At 47.4% G+C, this 25480-nt stretch carries 8 protein-coding genes; 7 read left to right on the top strand and 1 reads right to left on the bottom strand.

Features of this window, described 5'->3' with window-relative positions; genetic code table 11:
- Window positions 1–222 precede the first annotated feature (222 nt).
- A complete protein-coding gene (locus ACAN55_RS22180; protein WP_379138143.1) occupies window positions 223–1113 on the bottom strand; it encodes a helix-turn-helix domain-containing protein in 891 nt (296 codons plus the stop codon).
- A gap of 558 nt (window positions 1114–1671) precedes the next feature.
- Here ACAN55_RS22180 and ACAN55_RS22175 point away from each other — a divergent pair.
- The 7 genes from ACAN55_RS22175 to ACAN55_RS22145 are packed head-to-tail and all read left to right on the top strand — an operon-like array spanning window position 1672 to window position 25455.
- The gene (locus ACAN55_RS22175) at window positions 1672–6771 is read left to right on the top strand and encodes an amino acid adenylation domain-containing protein (protein WP_379138140.1); all 5100 of its coding nucleotides are present in this window, start codon (window positions 1672–1674) and stop codon (window positions 6769–6771) included.
- A 13-nt stretch (window positions 6772–6784) separates the two neighbouring features.
- On the top strand, window positions 6785–13222 hold the full coding sequence (locus ACAN55_RS22170) for an amino acid adenylation domain-containing protein (protein ID WP_379138137.1): 6438 nt from the start codon (window positions 6785–6787) through the stop codon (window positions 13220–13222).
- A gap of 30 nt (window positions 13223–13252) precedes the next feature.
- A complete protein-coding gene (locus ACAN55_RS22165; protein ID WP_379138134.1) occupies window positions 13253–14515 on the top strand; it encodes an MFS transporter in 1263 nt (420 codons plus the stop codon).
- A gap of 21 nt (window positions 14516–14536) precedes the next feature.
- Window positions 14537–21754 carry an amino acid adenylation domain-containing protein gene (locus tag ACAN55_RS22160; RefSeq protein ID WP_379138132.1) on the top strand — a complete coding sequence of 2406 codons (7218 nt, stop codon included), beginning with the start codon at window positions 14537–14539 and terminating at the stop codon, window positions 21752–21754.
- A gap of 5 nt (window positions 21755–21759) precedes the next feature.
- On the top strand, window positions 21760–22791 hold the full coding sequence (locus ACAN55_RS22155; RefSeq protein ID WP_379138129.1) for a 2-ketoarginine methyltransferase: 1032 nt from the start codon (window positions 21760–21762) through the stop codon (window positions 22789–22791).
- Between the two features lie 4 nt (window positions 22792–22795).
- Window positions 22796–23965, top strand: coding sequence for a beta-methylarginine biosynthesis bifunctional aminotransferase (locus ACAN55_RS22150; RefSeq protein ID WP_379138126.1), 1170 nt, complete (start codon window positions 22796–22798; stop codon window positions 23963–23965).
- A gap of 23 nt (window positions 23966–23988) precedes the next feature.
- A complete protein-coding gene (locus ACAN55_RS22145; protein WP_379138122.1) occupies window positions 23989–25455 on the top strand; it encodes an argininosuccinate lyase in 1467 nt (488 codons plus the stop codon).
- The last annotated feature ends 25 nt before the right edge of the window (window positions 25456–25480 follow it).

The raw sequence follows: 25480 nt of genomic DNA, 5'->3' as shown, positions 1-25480 counted from the left end.
GAATATTCCATGAACCGCCGTATACCGAACGGTACGTACGGTGGTGTGAGAGGTCGGGGGCTCGCCGCCCCCTCCTACTCGATTGTTTATGAAAAAGGCAAAAAGCATCGGAGCCATATCAGAACGTAATAAATTATTTTAAGAGACAGTTTTTCTTTGATGAAGATATGGCTCAGCGGATTTTTGTATTAAATCATTTTGTGAAAATACAATCTGTCACTCTTAATACGTATGTTCATACATTTTGTTCTTAATATCATTTATTCGATCAACGGTATATTTGAGAAAGGATGAATTATTTTGGAAGGTGAAGAATTGAATGGATCTCTCATATTCGACGACAGCATCGTCATACATGGACAGCAGCTCCAGGTTATAGCCTTTGTGATAATACAATTCCCCCAATAAATAAGAGGTTTCCAGTTCAGAACACAACTTGATTGCTTCTTCGCAATGATTAAGCGATAACGAATATTCTCTCATTCTGGTCAATATTATGGCTGTGCTGTAGCGGATTTTCAAAGCGATGGTCGAGTTTTGCAGGTATGTAATATTACTTAATTGTTTCTTTGCCCGTTCAAAAAATTTCAGAGCCAATTCATTGTTTTTTTCTTCGCCGTGAATGATGCCGATACTATGCAGAATTTCAACTTCTCGTTCAGAATGGAGATCCGACGTATGCTTCAACTCCATTGCTTTATTTAGCAAATCGATACTATGGGCGTAGTCACTCTTCAGATAATAAGTGCATATGCCTTCCTGCCACAAAATAAATTGTTTGAAGTTTGAATCTTTGTAATTGGGGCTGGTTTTCTCAATCTTTACGATAGAGTAGATCTCTTCGTAATTCCTCTCCCGCAGAAATTTTTTAATCTGATGGTGAAGCTCCCGGATATATGTGTAGTTCAGGTACCTGCTGCTATCTATCAAGTAGTCCAGTGATACATTCAACCTCTGGCTTAATTGATAGCATATCTCGATGGAAGGGAGATGTTTGCCTTTTTCAATCTGACTGATGAGAGCTTGTGTGCAGATCCCTTCAGCCAACGCCCGTTGAGATAACTTTTTTTCCTTACGCAACTCCGCCAGAACTTCCCCAAGTCTGTTTTGCACGGTTATCAAATCCCTATAAGAATTCTTATAATTCAAATGGATATCGTAAGAAACCAAATGATTTATAGCAGTTATCTACAATTATAGCATAATTATGAGAAATTCAGGAAATCGAAAAATAGTATATATTGTTAATAATTACTCATTTTATTAATGGAGGTATATCGATGAAATTATTTAAAAAATATGCAATTAACGTATTGGTTCTTGTACCGGCACTAATTATTGTACTTGAGCTGCCCTTTCAGCATTGATAATTTGATCGCAGAATACATTAAGTAAACGGAATACCGCTCTTCCATATTAAAGGAATGACATCCATGTCGTTCCTCTTTTATTTATGTGGGCTATGCCGAGTCCATTGTCACCCTCATAATTCTTACATATAAACATTCTTATCAAACGGGTTAAGAATCAGTGCTCAAATAACAATACAATCCTCTCAGTGCTACTGCAACCCGCAATATGGAAAAATAATAAATTTATTGAATGATGTAGTATACATGAAGAGCATACATTCTCTTGCATGAAGCACCACATTTTAGGAGGCAGAATCAATTGGAACCAAGTCAACTGATTAATCGCATGATGGATTGGAACAATACAGCAATCTCATTTCCTAATCTATGCCTTCATCAGCTATTTGAAATTCAGGCAGAGCAGCGGCCGGATGAAGTTGCGGTAGTAAATGGCACGGGGCAGATAACGTATCGGGAACTAAATGAGCGTGCCAATCAGCTTGCCCATTACTTGCAGAGCTTTGGTGTGGGCCCTGATGTACCCGTTGCAATGATGCTGAACCGCTCCATTGATATGGTAGTCGCAGTACTTGCAATTCTTAAATCGGGTGGTGCCTATGTACCCATAGACGTTGAAGCTCCCCATATGCGTATTCAGCAGATTATGCAGGAGGCACAGCAGCCGCTTTGTATTGCACATGCTGTTTTTAAAGACAGCATTCCTGATAGTGCCGGAACAATCCTTATTCTTGAGGATATTATCGAAGCGTTGCGCACGTATCCGTCTTATAATCATAATTCTGGAGTCACGCCGGATCACATTGTATCTATCTACTACACATCCGGCTCCACGGGCAGACCCAAAGGTGTGGCTAATATTCACAAGGGCTGGGTCAACAAGATGAACTCTCTGCAGCGGATCTTCGGACTGCATCCAGGGGAGACCGTACTTCAAAAAACCACATTAACCTTCGACGACTCCGTTGTTGAACTGTTCTGGCCTTTGACGGCGGGGGGGCGTGTTGCGCTTATTGAGCCTGGCTTGCACCGTGACCCGGAATCTATTCTGGAGGCGCTTAGCCGTTATGAATCATGCCTGCTGATGATCGTTCCAAGCATGTTGAACCGTCTGCTCGACATCATGGAAGACGGGGAATGGAAGCAGTTGTTGAAGCTGCGATATGTTATGGCGGGAGGAGAGTCTCTAAGTGCGGATACAGTAAGGCGTTTTTATAAGAAAATGCCGGGTACGCTTTACAACACTTGGGGGGCAACGGAGGTATCTGTCGATTCAACCATACATATCTGCTCAGAAGCTGATTTGGAGGAAGAGGGCGCCGTTTGCATTGGCAAGCCGTTTGACAACAACCGCGTGTATGTGCTCGATGAGGAATTAAATCCGGTCGATACGGGAGTGCACGGAGATATTTACATCGCTGGAGTAGGCGTATCGCGGGGATATCTGAATGATCCTGAGCGTACGGCAAAGGCATTTATGCTGGATCCGTTTGTGCCGGGAGACCGCATGTACAAGACTTTCGATAGAGGATACTTTCGGGAAGACGGCTCCCTTAAATTTCTTGGCCGCAGTGACAATACGGTAAAAGTCCGCGGTATTCTTGTCGAGATCGGTGAAATTGAGGCGCGGCTCTTAAAGGTTGAAGAAGTCAAGGAGGCCGCCGTAGTTCTGCGGGAAGATGTACCTGGTGTTAAACGATTGGTTGCCTATGTCGTTCTGCACAATCAACAGACACTTTCGAAAAGCGATCTGAGGAATTACCTTGTTGCACACTTGCCTCTATATATGGTACCCCACGCAATTTTATTTCTTGATGAAATGCCTCTTAACCGAAATGATAAGCTCGACCGTAAGGCATTGCCAATCCCCAATAGTTACAATCGTGATTTAGACACAGATTATATGCCGCCCAGAAACGAGATGGAAACTTATCTTTGCGGAATTTTTGCCGATGTGCTGAACATAGAGCATGCGGGCATATTCGATGATTTTTTTGAACTTGGCGGCGATTCGATAACCGCTACTCAAGTCATGACACGCTTGCGTTCCACCGTAGACCCGCATCTTTCGTTGAGTGTTTTATTCGAATTTAAAAATGCAGCTGGCTTGGCAGCCCGCTTCCAGGAAAGAAGTTACAGCCAGGCGGATCAGGATTTGGAGCAGCAGGGCATCCAACGAGTAAGCCGTAGCAGCGCTCTGCCATTGTCTTATGCCCAGGAAAGATTGTGGTTCCTTCAACAAATGGATTCAACGGGTCCGGCTTACAATGAACCTATAGCTTACAGAATAAGAGGAGACTTGAATATTCAGGTTCTGGACAAAGCGATTCAAGAGGTGGTGAAGCGCCATGAATCCCTTCGCACCTACTTTGACCTGGAGGATGGACGTCCGGTTCAGAAGATTGCCCCGGCAGCCCAACTGGATATTCCACTGGTTGATTTATCCGAAGTGCCGGTTCTAGACCTTGAGTGCGTTCTGCAGGCAAGAATGACAGAGGAATCCAAACAGCCTTTTGATCTGGGCAGACCTTTGCTGATGAGAGCATTCATCTTTCACTTGGCAGCCGATGAGCATGTACTTTATGTAAATATGCATCACATTATAACGGATGCTTGGTCAGGTGTTGTGTTTCTGGAAGAGCTCGGCGTGATCTATGACATGATGCTTAAGAAAAACGCCTCTGCCATGGATGAGCTTCCATTTCATTATGCGGATTTTGCCGTGTGGCAGCGCGAGTGGATGGAACCTGCTATTCTGCCTAAGCAGATGGCTTTCTGGGAAGAGGAGCTCTCCGGTGAACTTCCGGTTCTGCAGCTCCCGACAGATTATCCAAGGCCACCGATCCAAACCTATGAAGGTGATCGCTTGTACTTCACTTTGGACGCAGAATTAGCTGCGTGTCTTGAACGGTTAGGCAAACGCAACGATGCATCGATGTATATGGTGCTTTTGTCTGCATACAATATTTTGCTCCACCGCTACTCCGGGCAGCAGAGTATTCTAACGGGTTCTCCGATTGCCAACCGTACAGTTCCCGGGCTTGAACGGATGATTGGTTTTTTTGTGAATACAATCGCCATGCGCAGTACGTTCGCCGGTGACGCTTCATTTGAGCAATACTTGCAGCAGATTAAAGAATACAGCCTTAACGCCTACAATAACCAGGATGTTCCATTTGACCATCTTGTCCGAAAATTGCAAGTGCAGCGAAATTTAGCCTTTTCACCGCTGGTTCAGGTCATGTTTGCTTTTCAAAATAAACTTGAAGAGAGACTGGCTTTAAGCAACCTGATGGTATCAAAGATTGATGTGAACGCTAATACTTCTCGGTTTGATATGACTTTATTTTTAACGGAGACCAAATCCGGCGGGCTGGATGGAATTCTCGAATATAATACGGGGCTTTTTAAAAGAGAGACGATTGAACGTCTGCACGATAACTTTATTACTCTCCTGAAAGGAATTGTTTCAGAGCCGGCTCTTGCAATCGGCAAACTTCCGCTTGTTTCACCTAATGAACAGGTCCTCTTGGAGAAGTGGAATGACAATCAAGTGAAATTGCCGTCAGAGCGTTTGATCCAGGACTTCATTCATGAGCAGGTTCAGAAGACACCGCATCTGACTGCGGCTGTTTATCAGGGACAGGCCATAAGCTATCTGGAGCTGGAACATCGTGCGAATCAATTGGCCCGCTATCTGATCCAAAGAGGCATCGGTCCGGATTGTGTTGTAGGAGTATGCATCCAGCGTTCATTGGAATTGATCATTGCCGTGTATGGAGTGCTTAAAGCAGGAGGAGCTTTCCTACCGCTTGATCCGGAAGCGCCTGCTATGCGGCTTCAACAAATTATCTCCGATGCGTCGGCCACTGTCTGTTTAACGCAAAATGCCCTTAGAAACCGGCTGCCGGAGGAAGGCACTTTGCTGATCTCGCTGGATACGGAGTGGGGAGAAATTGCGCAGGAATCGAAAGAAAATCCGAAAGTGCAGATCTTCCCGCAGAATAGGGTATCTGTGTACTACACCTCAGGTTCAACAGGCAAACCCAAAGGGGTAGTGAATCTTCACGAGGGATGGGTTAACCGGATGTGCTGGATGCAGAACCGGTTTCAATTGCAGCCCGGAGAAACTGTTCTGCAGAAAACCACATTTACCTTCGACGACTCGGCAGTGGAGCTGTTGTGGCCGTTAATGACGGGGGGGCGTGTTGCATTCATTGAACCGGACGCCCACCTGGATCCGAGAGCAATAATTGAAGCAGCGATCCGCTACGAGGCTGTTCATATCCAATTTGTTCCTAGCATGTTGAATTTGGTATTGGATGAGCTTACGCCTGAAGACCGAACTCAGCTGCATAAATTGAGAAGTACAATTTCTTCGGGGGAAGCGTTGAATTCAACCACGGTCAAACGCTTTTTCGAGAAGATGCCGGGAAGCCTGAATAACACCTGGGGGGCAACTGAAGTGTCGATTGACTCGACCATTCATACCTGCTCAGAGCAGGATGCAAGAGAAGATGGAATCGTCTGTGTCGGGAAACCGATTGATAATAATCGTTGTTACGTGCTGGATGCCAATCTGCAGCACGTTCCAATCGGAGTTACAGGCGAACTTTATTTAGCCGGGATCGGGCTGGCTAAGGGCTATATAAATGAACCGGAGCGTACTAAGGATGTATTTGTGCCAGATCCTGCGGTGCCGGGTGAACGAATGTATAAGACAGGAGATTTGGGCTACCGGCTCCCGGACGGTGCCATTAAGTTTATAGGACGGACAGACAGTCAAGTGAAGATCCGGGGTATGCGGGTAGAGCTTGGTGAGATCGAGTCGGTTTTGCTCAGCCATCACAATGTCAAGGAAGCCGTTGTTCTGATACAGGAGGACCTGGCGAGCATCAAGCGGCTGGTCGCCTATATTGTAGCGCTGGAACCGCAGAAGGAATTGGATACCGAAGAGCTTCGTCTAATGCTAAGAGCAACGCTGCCGGATTACATGGTTCCATCTTTTGTAATGATCATTGAGCAAATGCCTTTGAATTCTAACGGCAAAGTGGATCGTAAAAAACTTCCCAAAGTGGATAGCCAACACCACTATACAAGTACTGAGGTTTGCGAACCCGAAGGTCCGGTTGAAGAAGCGCTGGTCATAATCTGGAAGGAATTGCTGAAGATCAACAGTATCGGTACAATGGATAACTTCTTTGATCTCGGCGGGCATTCTTTGCTGGCTTTTCAAGTCATTTCCCGTATACGGGAGCAATTTATGATAAATCTGCCTTTGCGGCTGATATTTGAGAAACCGACTGTGCAAGAGATGGCCAAAGAAGTAGAGCAGCGGGTCTTCGAAATGGTTGCAAGCATGTCAGAAGAAGAAGTGAATGCGATGTTATGCATCGAGTAAAGGAGGAAAACACATGTCTATCAAACCTGAAGGGTTAGATTCAAGCAAGCAAGCTTTGCTGGAAAAGATGCTCCGTGGACGTAAGGCACGGCCATCGATTAAGCGCCATGACAAGACGGAGCTGGCTCCTGCATCGTTTCAGCAGAAACAGCTGTGGATTCTGAACCAGTTACATCCGGGAACCTCAGCCTATAACATCCCCTATATATTTAAAATTCATGGCCGATTGGATGCCGCGGTTCTCCGGCTGAGCATTGATGAAATTTACAGACGTCATGATGTGCTGCGCGCAAGGTTTGAGATGAGGGATGATGAGCTCTATCAAAGAGTGTCCCAAGCCCAGCCGGTACCCTGTCATGAAACGGATCTGCGGGCTATGCCCAAAGGGGAACGCGAAGTCAAAGTGCAAGAGCTGTTAATGGAGCATGCACAGATGCCGTTTGATCTATGCGAAGGTCCGCTGCTTAGAGCATCTTTATTCCGCTTGGAGGATTCACTCAGTATTTTCTTGCTTAGCATGCATCATATTGTGTCCGACGGCTGGTCGGACAGTGTGCTTTTTAGCGAGTTGACGGCTTGTATCGCCGCCTTGTCCCAGGGCAATAAGCCTGAACTTAAAGAACTGCCTATTCAGTACAGCGATTATGCTATGTGGCAAAAAGAGTTTGTGAGCGGTGACCAGCAATTTGAACGTTCATTGGCGTACTGGAAAAAGCAATTAGGCGGAGACCTGCCCGTAATCCAACTTCCGGCTGACCGTCAAAGACCGCCCGTGCAAACCTTCCGGGGAGAGGAGGTACGCTTCCAGCTCGATCCAAAGCTGAGTGAGGGAATTGCAGAAATATGCCGCCGGGAAAACGTATCCCTCTACATGTTTTTGCTGGCTGCCTTCAAAACTTTGCTCTTCCGCTATTCCGGCCAAGAGGATATCCTTGTGGGCTCGCCAGTAGCCAACAGAAATGCAGTTGAAACAGAGAATTTAATCGGTTTCTTTGTCAACACGCTGGTCATGCGTACCGATCTATCCGGCGATCTCAACTTTTTGGAGCTTTTGCAGCGTGTGAAGCATACCGCTCTGGAAGCTTTTGCGAATCAGGAAGTTCCTTTTGAAAAGCTGGTTGAGGAAATCAAACCGCAACGTTCGCTCAGTCATTCCGTGCTATTCCAGATCTTGTTTACTTTGCAGGGTGCGCAGGACAATAAGATTACTTTGGATGGACTGGAGTTTGAGCAGGTAGAGGTGGATCTGAAGTCGACCAAGTTTGACCTGATGCTCGGCATGCAAGAAGGGGATTCGGGGCTGACAGGAACCTTCAACTATAGCAGTGATCTTTTTGAGCGCGGCACCATTGAACGTATGGTCGATCATTTCAAGATGCTGATAAAAGAAAGTATTTCCAATCCAATGCATTCGGTATCCAATCTTCCGCTGTTGACAGGAGAGGAGCAGCATCAGCTATTGTTCGAATGGAACAGCACGGCCATGGACTATCCGCGAGATGCAACGGTATATGGCTTATTCAAAGACCAGGTTGCAAGAACACCGGATGCGGAGGCGGCAGTGTTTGGAGAGTGCTCGTTAACTTACCGGGAATTGGATGAACAGGTCAGCCGCTGTGCCAACTATTTATATGAAGCAGGAATGAGGCCGGGGACCAACATTGGTTTATTGGTTGACCGCTCTCTGGAAATGGTGGTTGCCTTGTTGGCTATTATCAAGAACGGAGCTGCTTATGTCCCGCTGGACCCTTCTCTGCCCGTTGAGCGTATCCGGTACATAGCGGAAGATGCGAACATCGACATCCTTCTTACTACCCTTAAGCGGAGAAAAGAGTATACCGGCCTTGCAATAAACGTCGTGTGCTATGAGCAGACAATGTCGACGGGAAATGAAATTTTGAACAAAGAAATATACAATACCATCCGGACTAACGAACCTTTATACATCATGTATACATCCGGTTCAACAGGGAAGCCCAAGGGAGTTGTCGTTACCCATCGGAATGTTATCAACCGATTGACATGGATGAAAGAAAACTACCGGGTTACAGAACGCGATTGTGTACTTCAAAAAGCATCGGTCAGCTTTGATGTTTCGGTTTGGGAAATGTTCCTCCCGCTAATCTCCGGTGCGAAGCTTGTGCTGTCGGACCCGGAGAAGGTTCAGGACCCTGACTATCTCATTCAAGAGATATGCCGTCATGGAATCACGATGATTCATTTTATTCCGTCCTTGCTGCGCCTCTTTTTAGAGCATAAGGATGTAAAAGCATGCACAAGCCTGCGTGTTGTCAGTTCAGGTGGTGAGGCATTGCCTTATGAGCTGCAGCAGCTCTTTTTTGAAGTGCTTGATGCAGAGCTCCATAATCGCTATGGTCCGACGGAGATTACAATTAATGCCACGCATTGGAAATGCGACCCTGAGTCACCGCTCCAGGTTGTTCCTATCGGACGGCCGCTGGGAAATACAAGTGTGTACATACTGGATGCGCATCGGCAACTGGTGCCTATCGGTGTCGCCGGCGAACTGTACATTGGGGGAGACAGCGTAGCGGCAGCATACAAAGGGCAAGAAGAGCTGACGCGGGAAAGATTCCTGTCCAATCCCTTCAAAGCGGATGGAAGCAAACTGTACAGATCGGGAGATATGGTGAGATGGCTGCCAAACGGAAGCATAGAATTTCTCGGGCGAATGGATGACCAGGTTAAAATTTCGGGACACCGCATTGAACTTGGGGAGATCAACAGTGTACTGATGGGCCATCCGGATGTGCTTAGCAGCTATGTGGATACACTTTTGAATAAAGAAGGTACTCGGCAATTAATCGCTTATGTGGTATGGCCCAAGTCTAAAGAGACATTGCCGGCTGAACTGAAACGCTATCTTGAGAAGAAGCTCCCCGGTTATATGCTGCCTACTCATTATGTGGCACTCAGTGAGCTACCGGTTCTGTCCAATGGCAAAGTTGACCGTATTGCTCTAGCTTCTTATAAACCGGACGAATCGCATAGCTTGCAGAAAGTATCGCCGCGCAATTCTCTGGAGGAGACCCTAGAGCTCATTTTCTCAGAATTGCTGGGTCTTTCACAAATATATGTGTTCGATAACTTCTTTGATATGGGCGGCCATTCTTTGCTGGCCATGCAGGCTATATCGCGAATCTGCCGGCAACTATCCATTGATATTCCGTTCCATATTTTATTTGAGAGACCCACAATTGCATCGATAGCTGAATATATCGGCATGGTTGAAACAAGTGGAAGCCGGAAGGTGGAAATGATAGAAATTATCGACCGTACGGAGGACATCCCTTTATCTTTTGCTCAACAGAGGGTGTGGTTCCACAATCAGCTGGACCTGGAGGGCGATCCTTATATAATCCCGTCGCTATACCGGCTGACTGGGCCTTTGAATATCCAAGCTTTGGAGCAGAGCTTTGATGAAATCATAGGGCGCCATGAATCATTGCGTACGGTGTTTCAGACGATTGATCTGGAGCCTGTACAAGTAATTATGCCTTCTATTCGTTGGGCTGTTCAAATCGAAGACCGGAGAGACGGGTTTGAAAAAGAAGCTCTGTTCAATCAAATACATAAGGATGCGGCCCAGCCATTCGATTTAGCCGCAGGCCCGCTTATCCGGGTGAAATTGTATTGGACAGGAGAACAGGAATACTTCCTGTTAATTGTCATGCACCACATCATTTCCGACGGCTGGTCACAAACCGTGTTAGTGCAGGAGCTCTCCGCCCACTACCAGTCATTATTGCATGGGAGCGCGGTGCTGCCTGCTCCATTGCCTGTTCAATATGCAGATTATGCGGTATGGGAGCGCAAGTGGCTGCAGGAAGATGTCTTGCAGCAGCAAGCCTCTTATTGGAAGCAGAAGTTTGCCGGGGAAGTTCCTGTCCTGCAACTGCCGGCGGACAAACCACGCCCAGCCATTCGCAGCAATAAAGGCGCCTATTACCGTGTTGAGCTGCCGCCTCATTTATCAGACCAGTTGAGAGCATTAAGCAGAGAAGAAGATGCCACCTTGTTCATGACTTTGCTGACAGCTTTTAAAATATTGCTGTTCCGTTATTCGGGGCAAGAGGATATTGTTGTCGGCACGCCAATAAACAACCGCCCACGGGCAGAAACTGAACAGCTGATCGGGTTCTTCGTGAATACACTTGCCTTGCGGACGGATCTATCCAACAATCCGAGCTTCTTACAGCTGTTAAGCCGAGTCCGTGAGACTACGCTTGGTGCATTTGCCCATCCGCATCTGCCCTTTGAGAAACTCGTGGAGATTCTGCAGGTAGAACGCGACGTGGATCGGACACCGATCTTTCAAGTGATGTTTATTATGCAGAACAACCCGGGACAGGAGCTGCAGCTCTCTGGTCTGACGGTCGAGAATCAGGACATGGACACCGGAGAAGCAGAATTTGATTTAACGCTCATTGCTGTAGAAACGGAAAGTGGCCTTGCGCTTGATTTCAATTATAATGCTGACATTTTTAATTCCCCGACGATCTCTGCCATGGCATTGCATTATGAAACGCTGCTGCAGGGGATCGTCAGTGAGCCGACGTCAGGTATTGCCCATTTGCCGCTTTTAACAGACTCTGAGCGCCATAAGATAACGGTGACCTGGAATGACAGCCGCAGAGAATATCCGGTCCATAGAACGATCCAACAGCACTTTGAGCATCAGGCAGAGCTTACACCGGATAAACTGGCGGTTGAGTATAAGAATAGGCAAATGACTTACCGCGAACTTAATCAACAAGCCAATCAGTTAGCCCGCGTGCTTCGAAATGAAGGGGTTCAGGCGGATTCGGTTATTGGCATGATCGCCAGATCATCGCTTGAAATGATCATTGGTGTACTGGCAATCCAAAAAGCAGGCGGAGCCTTACTGCCGTTTGATCCGGCGACTCCAGTTGAACGGATATCTGCGGTAATGCAGGACAGCGGAGCAAAGCTGCTGCTGACTTATCTTGATGCGCCTCTTGAAGTTTCATTTGAAGGCAAGATATGGGATTTAAGCGACGCCCACTTATTCAATGGAGACAGCGCCAATCTGCCGTTGATTAATGGGCCAGAACATCTGAGTGTTCTATTGTATACGTCCGGTACGACGGGAAAACCAAAAGGGGTTATGATCGAGCACCGGCAGCTGGTCAGCTATATCAACGGATTTATTGATAAATTCCAAGTCACTACAGATGACCGGATTGTGCAGCAGGCCACTCTTGCATTTGATAATTCCATTGAAGAAATTTTTGTTACCTTATTGTCCGGGGCAAGTCTGTTTATAGTCAACAAGCACGAGCTTCTGGATATGCAGTATATTACCGGATGGATTCAGGAGAAAGGAATTACTGTACTTAGCACGACCGCTTTAATGGTAAACGAATTGAATCAGCATTTGCGTGAGCATCAACTCCGATTAGTGATCTCTGGTGGCGATGTGCTTAGGAGCCAATATATTACTAACCTGAAGAATGTTCAGGTCTACAATTCTTACGGGCCTACCGAAGCAACCATCGCTTCGACAGCCTATCTCTACACAGGCAATGAGAAGGATATTATTCCTATCGGGACTCCGCTCTATAACGAGCAGTTTTGGGTGCTGGACCGCTATGGAAACCTCGTGCCTGCGGGCGTTATTGGTGAGCTGTATATTTCAGGAAGTGGTGTCACACGCGGATATTTGAACAACCCGGTATTAACAGCGGAGAAATTTGTGGATAATCCGTTTCTCCCAGGCACCAAAATGTATAAAACAGGCGATTTAGTGCGCTGGTTGGCGGATGGAAATCTTGAATTCATCGGCCGTGCGGATCATCAGGTTAAAATCCGGGGCTTCCGTGTGGAATTAGGTGAAATTGAAGCCAGCTTATTAATGAATCGTGCAGTGAGCGAAGCCATTGTAATCGACAGGGAAGAGCCGGCAATTGGCAAGTACCTGGTTGCGTATGTGGTTTTGAAGAATGATAGCGTGCAGGAGAAGGATTTGCGTGACTATCTTTCACAATTACTGCCCGCATATATGATCCCGGCGGCTTTTGTAATCATGGATAAAATTCCGCTTAACCAAAGCTATAAAATTGACAGAAGAGCTCTTCCCCTTCCTAACTATATTGAAGTAAAACGCGAGATTGTCCTGCCCCGTACAGAGACCGAGAAACAGATCGCGGAGATATGGTCCCAATTGCTGGGACGGGAAGAAATCGGAATCGGGGATAATTTCTTTCATTTGGGAGGTCATTCCTTACTGATTACGCAAGTGGCGTTACGAATGAGAAGGGCTTTAAACGTGGACATCCCTGTGCGTCTGTTTTTCGAAACGCCGACGATCTCTGAATTAGCCCCCAAGATTGATACCCTAATCCGTGAGTCTTCACCCGTGACAGTACCATCCCTTAAGCGTATTGACCGGACCAAGAAAACATTTTGACCTGCAGAGGCAAAAAAGAGGAGAGATACTATGAAGCTAAAAGGGCTTTGGAAGCATTCTGATTTTATGAAGTTATGGACAGGGCAAACGATTTCGATGTTTGGAGCACAAGTTACAGCGCTGGCTCTTCCGCTCGTCGCAGCGATTACACTGAAAGCCTCCGCATTTGAAATGGGACTCCTGACGGCTATCGGCTATCTGCCGTATATTCTGTTCAGCTTATTTATCGGTGTATGGGTAGACCAGTTTTACCGCAAGCCGCTGATGATTATTACGGATCTGGTCCGCGGGTTCGCTCTGCTAACGATCCCAATTGCGGCTTGGCAAGATTTTATGACGTTTGAACTGTTATGCACGGTGTCTTTCATCGTAGGAACGGCCTCCGTTATTTTTGATATTGCCTACATGTCTTATTTACCGTCTATTGTTAAAACGGATGAGCTCATAGAGGGGAACAGCAAGCTGGAGTTCAGCAACTCCGCTTCGCAGATTTCTGGACAAACGATCGGCGGGGGACTGGTTCAACTGCTTACGCCTCCCATTGCCATGTTATGCGACGGAATCAGTTTCTTTGTATCGGCGTTCACGCTGCTGATTATTAGAAAAAAGGAAGAGAAGCCAAGTAATCCGGATCCGCAGCAAAATGTGATCGGCAATATCAAAGAAGGATTGAAATTTGTCTTCGGCAACCCGATTCTTTCCCGCATTACGATCTCCACCGGTTTGTTCAATCTTTCGGGTCTTATTATGGAGTCTATTTATATCCTGTATGTAACCAGAGAGTTGGATCTGTCCCCGCTTGTACTGGGAATAATCTTCTCCGTTGGCGGAGTCGGAGCCATGGTGGGAGCTGCCGTTGCTGAAAAAGCGGCCAAACTGTTCAGCTTGGGAAGAACGTTGTACTTAATGCTGATCGCTTCCGGGGTGTTTTATTACTTGGTGATTACGACGGAAGCACTCCCGACAGCAGTAACCGTGGGACTTCTCATGATAGTTCAATTTATGGATGCCGCAACGGTTGTCATATACAACATCAACCAGCGTTCATTGCGCATGGCAATTACTCCTGATCATATGCAAGGACGCATGAACGCATCCATGCGCTTTATCATTTTCGGATCCATTCCAATCGGCGCCTTGCTCGGCGGTTTAGTCGGGGAACTGTTTGGTGCTCAGCTGACTATTGCATTTGGTGCAACCGGAATGGTGATTGCCGGTCTGTTCATAGCGGCCTCTCCAATATCAAAGCTGAAAGAAATTCCCCCGCTTAAAGAAGAAGTAGCGGCTTCATAGTTGAATGAAAGGAAGAGGCTGATGTCAACGAATACGATCGGGGAGATTAAAGAGGGGGAGAGCTTCGTCTTTCCTGCCTCTGATGCACAGAAGCGATTATGGTATTTAGATGAACTCATTGCGAACAATCCGGCCTATTATCTTTCGTTCCCCATGCGAATGATTGGCCCATTCAACGTGACGGCATTCATAAACAGCTTAAATGAACTTGTTCGCCGGCATGAGTCTTTCCGCACTTGGTTTTCATATGAGGAAGAAGAGCTTGTACAAGTGGTTACACCTGCTTGCACTTTGGAAGTACCTCTCTATGTTGAAGAGGGACTGTCGCAACAAGCAAGATCCGCCCGGGCATTGGCACTTGCCAAGGAAGAGTCGCTTCGTCCGTTTGACCTCTCGCAAGGGCCGCTTATACGAGCGTCCGTAGTAATGTTCGATGACGAGGATTATGTTGCGCTGCTCACATTCCATCATATTATTACGGATGGCTGGTCTATGAACGTCATGTTTTCAGAGTTGGAGGACATTTATGCAGCCTTCTGCCAAGGCAAGCGCCATGGGCTGCCGGAGCCTGAACTCCAGTATGGGGATTATTCGGTATGGCAGAAGGAATGGTTGAAGTCTGAGGGATATCGTTCCCAGATTGAATACTGGCGCAATCGGCTTAAGGGACATCGATCTCTTCTGGATTTGCCGGTTGACCGTCCGCGTCACGCAGTACAGCTCGGACACGGGGGGAGCTTTGAATTTCTCATCCCGGACTCTGTAACGGCTACAATGAATGAGATTGGGCAGACATTGAATGCAACAAGCTTTATGGTCTACCTGGCCGCCTTTCAAGTGTTCATGCATCGTTACAGCGGCCAAGATGATCTTTGCATCGGGGTGCTTAACGCCAACCGCAATCAACCCGGTTTAGAAGAGGTCATCGGTTGCTTCGTCAATACGTTGGTGCACAGGGCACAGCATAAACATGGACAAAGCTTCCGGGAAGTTCTGTCCGTGGTCGTTGCAGATTGCTTGGATATGTTATCCAATGCCGAGGTGCCGTTTGATAAAATCGTGGATGAAGTCGGCGAAAAAAGAAACGTTCATCACTTGCCGCTGATTCAAGTGTTATTTGAATGCATAAACGAAGACAGTCTCCAGGAACAACTGTCATTGCCGGGAGTCTCCATTACTTCAATTGATACACCTACGGAGACCGCAAAGTTTGATTTGTCTCTGTATATCCGACAACAAAGCGGAAAAGTCTACGGCAAGTTTGAGTATAATGCGGACTTATGGGAACAAGGAACAATAATGAGAATGGCGGAGCATTTCGTTGCATTATTGGAAGGCATTGCATGTGCTCCGGATCAGCCGGCGGAGCAAATATCGCTTTTATCAAAGAGCGAGTGGCAGACATTTATGCAGCATACCCAAGAAGAGCTTGCAGATGGCAATGAGTGTGAATGCATTCACAAACGATTCGAGGAGCAAGCGGAACGCACGCCGGATGCGGTGGCTGTAGAAGCAGATGATGGCTGCTATACCTACCGTGAACTAAATGAACAGGCAAACCGCCTGGCGCATTTTTTAAGAAATAAAGGCGTTCGGACAGAAGATATGATTGTTCTTTGTATGGAACGGTCAGCAAAGATGATCGTTGCCATTCTTGGTGTGCTTAAAGCCGGGGCGGCTTATGTTCCTGTTGACCCCGCTGCGCCTGCGGAAAGAATCCGGTTTATTCTGGAGGATGCGGCTGCAAGTCTCATTCTGACACTGAATTCACCATTGCAGGACACTTCGAATGGCTGTGAGATTATTGATCTCGATAATATTTATGTGGAATTGTCTTTATCTCCCGCAGACAATTTGGCAGTTAAGGTAGAACCGTCCAACCTGGCCTATGTCATTTATACTTCCGGTTCTACGGGTAAACCCAAAGGTGTAATGATAGAGCATGCCAATGTGTACAGGTTATTTACGGAAACAGAGCCCTTATTCGGATTCGATGAACAGGATGTCTGGACCTTATTTCACTCGTATGCATTTGACTTTTCGGTGTGGGAGATCTGGGGTGCATTGTTCTATGGTGGACGATTGATCATTGTGCCGCATTGGGTATGCCGCTCCCCTGAGTCTTTTTATCAGCTTCTTGTTGAGCGCAAGGTTACTGTACTGAATCAAACGCCATCAAATTTCCGGCAAGTTATCCAGGTGGATCAGCGGTTAAAGTCAGAGATGAGCTTGCGTTATGTTATTTTTGGCGGTGAAGCACTGGATTACCGTGTTTTGCGCTCATGGTTCGAACGCCGGGGGGATTCGCATCCTAAGCTGGTTAATATGTACGGGATTACAGAAACAACCGTCCACGTTACACATCGGGTCATCCAAGCGAACGATTCCATTGAAGGAAAAGGCAGTCTTATTGGAACGCCAATCCGGGACCTGCAAGTATACATATTAGATGATCTGCTTCAACCCGTTCCTACGGGCATCTATGGTGAAATGTACGTCGAGGGAGCAGGCTTAGCACGCGGGTACCTCAACCGAAAGGAACTGACCACGGAACGGTTCATTGTTCATCCATACAGTGAAGATTCGGGCCGGCGGCTGTACAAAACGGGCGATGTAGCCCGGCGGCTGCCAGACGGTGAGCTGGAATTTCGCGGACGCGCCGATAAGCAGGTGAAAATCCGCGGTTTTAGAATCGAGCTTGGCGAGATTGAGGCGGTATTGCTCCAACACCCGCAGGTTGCCGGGACCGTGGTTGCGCTCAAGGCCTTCCCGGGCGGCGGCCAGGGGCTGGTCGGCTATGTCGTTCCCGCTTCGCCTGAAGCTGAGCTGGGGACAGAAGAGGTCCGCAATTTCCTGGCACAACAGCTTCCTGATTATATGGTCGTTTCACAAGTGATAACGATTGCCGGCATTCCGTTGACGATTAACGGAAAGGTGGATGTGGATTCTTTGCCGGAGCCGAATTTTGAGCACAGCAATGGGGCTGGCCGTTATGTGGAGCCGGCGACAGAGGACGAAGTGCTGATGAGCCGGATTTGGGCAAAGGTACTGCAACTGGACCGGGTCGGAGTGACGGACAATTATTTTGAATTAGGCGGAGATTCAATCCGCAGCCTGCAGATTTTGTACCAAGCCCGTGAGGCTGGCCTGAACTTTCATATGCAGGATCTTTTTAAACATCCTACGGTCAGAGGTTTGGTTCAGGTCCATGTGCCGACTGTCGTGAAGCAGGAATTGGCAACTCCGTGGCCGGTTGAGCCAATACAGGTGCCGGAAGAGTACGAGGATATTTTTCCAATGGCGCAATCTCAACTGGGCATGCTGTATCACAGTAAACTGAATTCAAAGACATCCGTCTATCACAATGTGCACACCTTTCGGATACGGGCTCCATACAGTAAGCCGGCATGGGAGTCTGCAGTTGAAGCTCTGATCGCCCGTCATCCTATTCTGCGAACCTCATTCGAGCTAACCCGTTTCAGTGCGCCTATGCAAATCGTGCATAAAAAAGTGGATGTGCCGCTGTCCTTCTATGATGTCAGCGGAACCAGCATCGGGGAGCAGGAGGTCCTGCTTGAACAGTTTATCCAGAAGGAACGCGGTAAACCTTTCCATTGGGAAGCAGCCCCTCTAATCCGTTTCAGTGTTCATAAACTGGATCAGGAGACCTTTCAGCTGGGGATTACAGAGCACCATGCGATTCTGGACGGCTGGAGTGTGGCGACCCTGCAGGTAGAGCTGTTTAATTTGTACTTTCAAAGCATGGGACTGGCAGAGGAGCCTTTGCCGGAAACACCCGCAGTTACGTATAAAGATTTCATCTGTTTGGAACAGGAGGCCATCCATTCATCCGAAAGCAGGACGTTCTGGAAGCGGCAGTTGGGTAGCATCGATTGCAATAAGCTGCCCAGAATACAAGAAGACTCCAAGTCCCGCGAGACGGACATGCAGTCGGATACTATAGATATTCCGGTTGCCCTGTCCCCTCGATTACTGGGACTTGCACAAAGATTGCAGGTTCCCATCAAGAGCGTATTGCTTGCAGCCCATCTGCGCGTACTCAGTCTGGTGTGCAATCAGACTGATGTTACAACGGGACTGGTGTTCCATGGAAGACCGGAGCTGCAAGGCAGTGACCGTGTGCTGGGGATGTTTCTCAACACGCTGCCGCTCCGCCATAAATTGCAGTCTGGCTCGTGGAGCCAGCTGATCTGCGAAGTGTTTGAGCTTGAACAAAATATTTTCGCACATCGGCATTACCCGCTTGCACAAATTCAACAGGATAACGGTGGACTGGAGCTGTTTGAGGTGTTCTTTAACTTCACGAATTTCCATGTGCTTCACGAAATACAAGATAGAACACACCTGGAAATTCTTGATGAAAGATCGCACGCGGAGACCAGCTTTACCTTTGGGGCAGAATTCAACCTGGATTCTTTGACTTCCAATCTTCATTTGGATCTAAGGTGGGACAACAGCCAGCTCTTGCATACACAGGTCAAGCAAATAGGCGGCTACTACCTGGCTGTGCTCAGTCTAATGGCAGAGGATGAGAACGGCAGCTACACAGGCAGAAGCTTTCTATCGGAAGAGGAGAACCATTTGCTTTGTATGTGGAACAAAACCGGGAGGGATTATCCGGTTCGGTGTCTACATGACCTTTTTCAAGAGCAGGTTCTAAATACACCCGATTGCATTGCCCTGCACTTCGAGGGAGAAGAGTGGACCTATAAGCAGTTGGATAAGAGGGCCAATCAGATCGCCCATGCGCTCAAAATGCACGGAGTTGGACCGGAGGTTAGGGTCGGGGTGCTGTTTGAACGGTCGCTGGAGATGGTGGCTTCTTTGTACGGCACGTTAAAAGCAGGGGGAGCCTACGTACCGTTTGACCCGGAATACCCCGAAGACCGTCTGGCGTTTCTGGCAAATGACGCGGGTGTTGAAGTTCTGCTCACACAGCGCAAATGGCAGAATAAACTACCGCCATCCCAAGCAACCGCACTAATCGTGGAGGACATTCTGGGTGAGGCAGAAGATGAGGAGTTTGTATGTGACTCATTTGACCCGGACCGTCTAGCTTATGTGATCTATACCTCCGGTTCTACGGGCAATCCCAAGGGTGCCATGATCTCCCACCGCAATATCTGTAATCGAATCCTTTGGATGCAAGAAGAGTACAGGCTGACCGCAAGTGATACTGTTTTGCAAAAAACGCCTTACAGTTTTGATGTATCCGTGTGGGAATTTTTCTGGCCGCTCCTTGTGGGAACCAAGCTCGTCATTGCGCGGGCAGGAGGACATAAGGAACCGCGTTATTTGGCTGATTTAATTAAGGAGCACAAGGTAACTACGATCCATTTCGTTCCTTCAATGTTGAGTGTGTTTATGGAGCAAGTATCCGCTGAAGAATGCGGCAATCTCCGGCAGGTATTCTGCAGCGGTGAAGCTCTGCCTTACCAGCTGCAAGAGGAATTTCTCTCCCGCTTCAATGCCCAGCTTTATAATCTTTACGGTCCTACAGAAGCGGCTGTAGATGTCACGCATTGGAAATGCCGGCGGGACTATCTGAAGAATATAGTACCGATTGGGCGACCTGTCGCCAACACACAAATGTATATACTTGACGATCATTTACAGAGAGTCCCCGTAGGAACACCCGGTGAGCTGTATATTGGCGGAGTACAGGTTGGACGCGGTTATCTTAATCGCGAAGAGCTTACCGCAGAGCGGTTTATTCCGGACCCTTTCCGAAGAGAAGGGAGCATATATAAAACAGGAGATTTGGCGCGTTATTTACCGGATGGCAATATTGAGTATTTGGGGCGCAATGACGATCAAGTTAAGATTCTGGGCGTTCGCATTGAGCTTGGTGAAATCGAGAACGCACTTTTGAATCAAGAGGGGGTTCGTGAAGCCATTGTTTTAGCTCCGAACAATAATATTGGGGAGTTATCACTTGTTGCCTACGTGGTAGCCGAAAAGGACCGAAGGGCGGATATATGGGAGCAGCTAAAAGGGAAATTGCCATTTTATATGATCCCGCGGCTTATATTCATTGATCATGTTCCAGTCAACCATAATGGCAAGGCGGATCGAAAAGCACTTGCTGCTCTCGGGGAAGGCCAGTCTTTTGACAGTGAACGAGAATGGATTGAACCCCGCGACAGCGTGGAAGCAGATCTGCTGCACATATGGTCGCAAATTCTAGACCGCACCCCAATTAGCATAGATGATCATTTCTTCCAGCTAGGCGGTCATTCACTTGCGGCAGTTAGACTGATGTCCCGTATTTCAAAACATTTCGATATTGAGCTGCCGCTGTCAGCGATTATACAGCATGCAACCATTCAGGAGCTTGCAGTATTAATCCGTGAAGGAACTCATTCAGTGGGGCAAAATTCGCCGGTTGTAGCCTTCACACCTTCATCATCGGTGCAGACTCCGCTGTTTCTCATTCATCCCATCGGCGGAAATTCATTCTGTTATGCTCTGCTGGCAGAAGAATTGAAAGAAACATTCAATGTCTACGCTCTTCAATCGCTTGGACTGGATGTTAATGTTGAGCCTCAAACCAATGTTGAAGAGATGGCGGCTTCATATATTCACACACTCCGCAGCATTCAGCCTGAAGGGCCTTATTATATTGGCGGCTGGTCGTTCGGTGGTGTGATTGCCTTCGAAATCGCACGTCAGCTGCAGGCGATGAATGAACAAATCGGTTTGTTGATATTGCTGGACAGCACCGCTCCTCTCGCAATATCCCGGACTGACGAATACTTTAAAGGGAGATTGTTGCAATCCTTCGTACGTGATTTGGTAGGGACCCTGGGAAGCGAGATGACACGGGATCAATTGAAGTGGCTGCAGAGCTGTCAGAATACAGCAGAGCTTTTATCGTGGCTTAAAGAGAACAGCTTCCTGCCGCATGATATTGAGCAAAAAACGGTAGATCATCTTTATCACATTTTCAGGATAAACAGTGAAGCTGAGAGCATGTACGCACCAAATTGCCATTTAGATGTACCTGCTTTGCTTATTGCAGCTAATGACGGCGACGGCGATGCCGCTTTAGAACTTAGTATAGAGTGGAAGCAGCTCATTCATCATCCACTGCGAACTGTGAGTATGCTTGGTAATCACTATTCAATATTGTCCCAGTCCAATGTCGCCGTTGCCGCTGCCGAGATTAAGAGCATGTGTAGAGCATTAAGCACCGAACAACTTATGTCCAGGAGGTAATACGTATGTTCAACGGAGATTTGGAGGGCCGGCTAATAGACGCTACGCTCCCCATCCGCCAGCATGTTCTGGCAGTAGCCTTATACCATCTTTTTGATACCGGTTTGTTTGATTTATTGGATGAAGAGACCCCTATATTGCTGGCACTCATTGCATCTCAGCTGGGGATGGATGAATACAAGCTGCAAGGATTTCTTAAATATTTGAAGATTGAAGGAATTGTCGAGGAGCAGCATGATGCTTATGCGTTAACTAAAAAGGGCCGGGAATATTCTGACTTCCGCCCTTGGTATATGATGCTGATCGGCGGGTATGCGAACACCTTTTTCCAGATTGGAGAGAAATTATACCAGAATGCGGGCTGGGCTACCCGTGATGCCATGAAAGTCGGCATAGGTTCCTGCGGTATCAGCCATTATGATGCCATTCCTCTTACTAAACGTTTAATGCAGAAGGCAGACAGCGGGTGCAGCAAGCTGCTTGATCTGGGATGCGGGAACGGGATGTATTTGGTGGAGTTCTGCAAGCAGTTCCCTTACATTGAGGCATGGGGGACGGAGCCGAGTATCGGCGGTTATCAGGAAGCACAGCGGCTTATCCATGAAAACGGGCTGTCCGACCGGGTCTGGGTATCCAATTTGGGGGCCATTGAATTTTTTGAACAGAACATTGATTATGACGCGGATTTCATAGTTCTTGGATTCGTGCTGCATGAAATTCTCGGACAGGAGGGCGAAGAAGGTGTTGCCAAGTTCTTAAATACGGTCACTGAGCGCTATCCCGACATCAATATCATAATTATCGAAGTGGACAACCGTATCGACGATCCGGCGATCATGCGCCATGGCCTTTCACTCGCTTATTATAATCCTTACTATTTGTTGCACTATTTCACTGAACAAAGGCTGGAGACGGAGTCCTATTGGGACAAGCTTTTTGAACGCTGCGGCTTAAGTATTATCGCAAAAGAGACAACAGATCCAAATGTTGATTCAACCGGGCTTGAGATCGGCTATCTGTTAAAAAGACGAGGGTGAAAAAATGATCCGTATAACGAATCAGGACAGTCCATACACGGTGCTCCAGCAGCGCCTGCAGTACATTGCCCAGCATCCGGAACGCTCGTTTACTTATTTTTTAGAGAACGTTCCCCAGTGGGATTCAAGGCTCCATCCAGCACAGCCGGAGGAAATGTATATCCGCGATTACGCGCCGTGCAATGGTTATGATTTCTTAATTGAAGCGTTGCAGAACCGGGATCACAATAAGTACGGACTACCTCTTCAGCGTGAAAATTTATTGGTGACCAACGGGGCCATGCATGCGCTGTCGCTTATATTCCGTTCGCTCTACCGGCCGGGAGCGGTTGCTCTCTTGCAAGCACCAGTCTTGGGCAGTGTAGCGGATGTTCTGACAGCGGCAGGTTATAAGATTATATTCTTCTCCTCTACCCAAAGCGGGGAGATTGATGTGGAACATTTATCAGAGTTGTATACATCTGATGTTCAGCTCATCTACGTCAACACTCCGCACAATCCGCTGGGCACCATTCTGCCACAGAACTCTTTAGAAGAATTAGTTCATTTTGTTCAAAACAAAGGAATCGCACTGGTGGCCGATATGTTGTATGACTCTTATACCTTTGAGGGCAGAGCGGCATGTTCTCCTTTATCTGTGACAGCGGACTGGAATCAGCTTTATACAGTTAACTCAATGTCCAAAAATTATGGAGCACCTGGACTGCGAATTGGCTGGATCACCTCAACGGCGCACAATATATCCAGGCTGTCGGGATTATGTGAGGCAGAGTGTGTATCCATTAGTGGTGTATCGCAATTACAGGCCTACTGCTTAATTCAGCAGGGCAATGGGGAGCTTGTCGAAATTGTTCGATCTCGAAAAGAGTTGATTGAAAAGAGACTTAGACATATGAGCCGGCTTGAGTATAACCGTCCTGTTGGAGGAACACAGTTCTTAGTAAAACTTCCTGTAGACGATATTGATGAATTCGCTGATTTTATGCTGTTAACCTATGGTCTTGCCCTTACGACGACAAGTAATTATGCCGGACTGAACGGGCCGTATATCCGCGTTCCATTAGTATATTCGCCGGAAACGACTGAGCATGCCCTGCATTTGCTGGAGACCGGTCTTTCGGAATATCTCCCGCATCTTCTTGATTCAGAAACCCGGATTTACGTTGCCAACTAGTTTCACGGGAAGGAGAGGACAGGATGAATCACGGAATTCAAAGTCCGGCTGGAGTTTTGACGGGTCGGATCAAAGAGCCCCCCAATTCTTTAATAAATGAAGCCATTTTACAGCCGCAGTTTGCTTATGAGTCGGAATACCTGCTCCCTTTTTATATCCAAATTGAAAAAGTGATGGTATCTGAATATCAAAGACTTTCACTGATTACCGAGGAAGAAGCCCAAGAACTATTGCTGGTGCTGGGACAGATCGATAAGCATACCCTTACAGCGGAGCCGCAGGAAAATATGTCGGACATTTGCTTTGCCATTGAACGGTATGTGGAATCCCGCTTAACGCATCCGATCATAGCCTGGCATGCGGATCGAAGCCGCAATGATGTTCAAGCAACAGCGCAGCTCATGTTTGCGAGGGAACAACTGCTTGGACTGGTGGGAGAACTGCTGGCAATGGCAGATGCTGTACTGGAACAAGCGGAGCAGCAAGTCGATCTTCCGATGCCTGGTTATACGCATTATCAATCTGCACAAATCATTACGGCAGGCTTCTACTGGACGGCGGTCAATGAACGGATCGGTAAGACGGTTAACCGCCTGATGAATGTATACGAAGAGCTTAATGAATGCCCGTTGGGAGCCGGTGCTATGGCGGGCCTTGAATTAGCCTGGGACCGGGAATGGCTGGCCGGCCAATTAGGTTTTGCCCGTTCGTGCCGCCACGCGTTGGTAAGTGTAGCCTCCAGAGAGTGGATGCTGCATATTGGAGCTGAACTTTCAACATTTTCTGTGACATTAAGCCGATTCGTTACAGATCTTATCACATGGGGCAGCAGTGAATACCGGTTAATGGATCTACCGGACCAATTAGCGGGAATATCATCGGCCATGCCGCAAAAGAAAAATTTCCCTATTCTTGAAAGAATCCGTGGCAATACGGCGCATATCACTGCTTATTATTTGGATTTCTCGCTTGCACAGCGCAATACCCCCTTTACCAACCTGGTTGAAACAAGCAAAGAGGGAGGAAAGAATTTTATTCATCTTATAGACAACGTCAAGCTGCTGTTCCAATTGTTCACGACGGTTGTAGAGCAGATCCGCTTTCAAGAAGAACGGACCTATCAAATCTGTTCGCAAGAGTTCTTCGGAGGGCTTACACTTGCCAATCAGCTGTGTTTTCAGGAAAAAATACCGTATCGAAAGGCACAGGTCATCGCCGGACGGTATATCGTCAAAATGCTGGAGTGTGACCGTCAGCCGAAGCATACCGATATTCAGTGCTTGCAGGAGATCTGCGAAGCTGAGGGATATACAATTGGATTTTCTGAGTCGAATCTGAGGGATGTTTTTAATGTTGAGCATAGTATTTACAGCAAGAAAACGCTAGGTTCCACGAATCCAGTTGAAATAGCTTCGCTTCTAATTCGACAAAAGGACGAGCGTAATATTCAACGCATTCAGTGGCAGAAAGCTGTAAAGGCTCATCTATAACTGGCATAGCTAAAGGAGGTAACAA

It is taken from the genome of Paenibacillus oryziterrae (assembly GCF_042610485.1).
Taxonomy (GTDB): Bacteria; Bacillota; Bacilli; order Paenibacillales; family Paenibacillaceae; genus Paenibacillus_AQ.
The sequence above is the reverse complement of the archived record's forward strand: the minus strand, read 5'-3'. Positions and strand labels throughout refer to the sequence as shown.

Bases quoted from the DNA above. Each gene is read 5' to 3' on its own strand.
- ACAN55_RS22170 (WP_379138137.1), top strand. From the start codon at position 6,785: ATGTCTATCAAACCTGAAGGGTTAGATTCAAGCAAGCAAGCTTTGCTG.
- ACAN55_RS22165 (WP_379138134.1), top strand. From the start codon at position 13,253: ATGAAGCTAAAAGGGCTTTGGAAGCATTCTGATTTTATGAAGTTATGG.
- ACAN55_RS22160 (WP_379138132.1), top strand. From the start codon at position 14,537: ATGTCAACGAATACGATCGGGGAGATTAAAGAGGGGGAGAGCTTCGTC.
- ACAN55_RS22155 (WP_379138129.1), top strand. From the start codon at position 21,760: ATGTTCAACGGAGATTTGGAGGGCCGGCTAATAGACGCTACGCTCCCC.
- ACAN55_RS22150 (WP_379138126.1), top strand. From the start codon at position 22,796: ATGATCCGTATAACGAATCAGGACAGTCCATACACGGTGCTCCAGCAG.
- ACAN55_RS22145 (WP_379138122.1), top strand. From the start codon at position 23,989: ATGAATCACGGAATTCAAAGTCCGGCTGGAGTTTTGACGGGTCGGATC.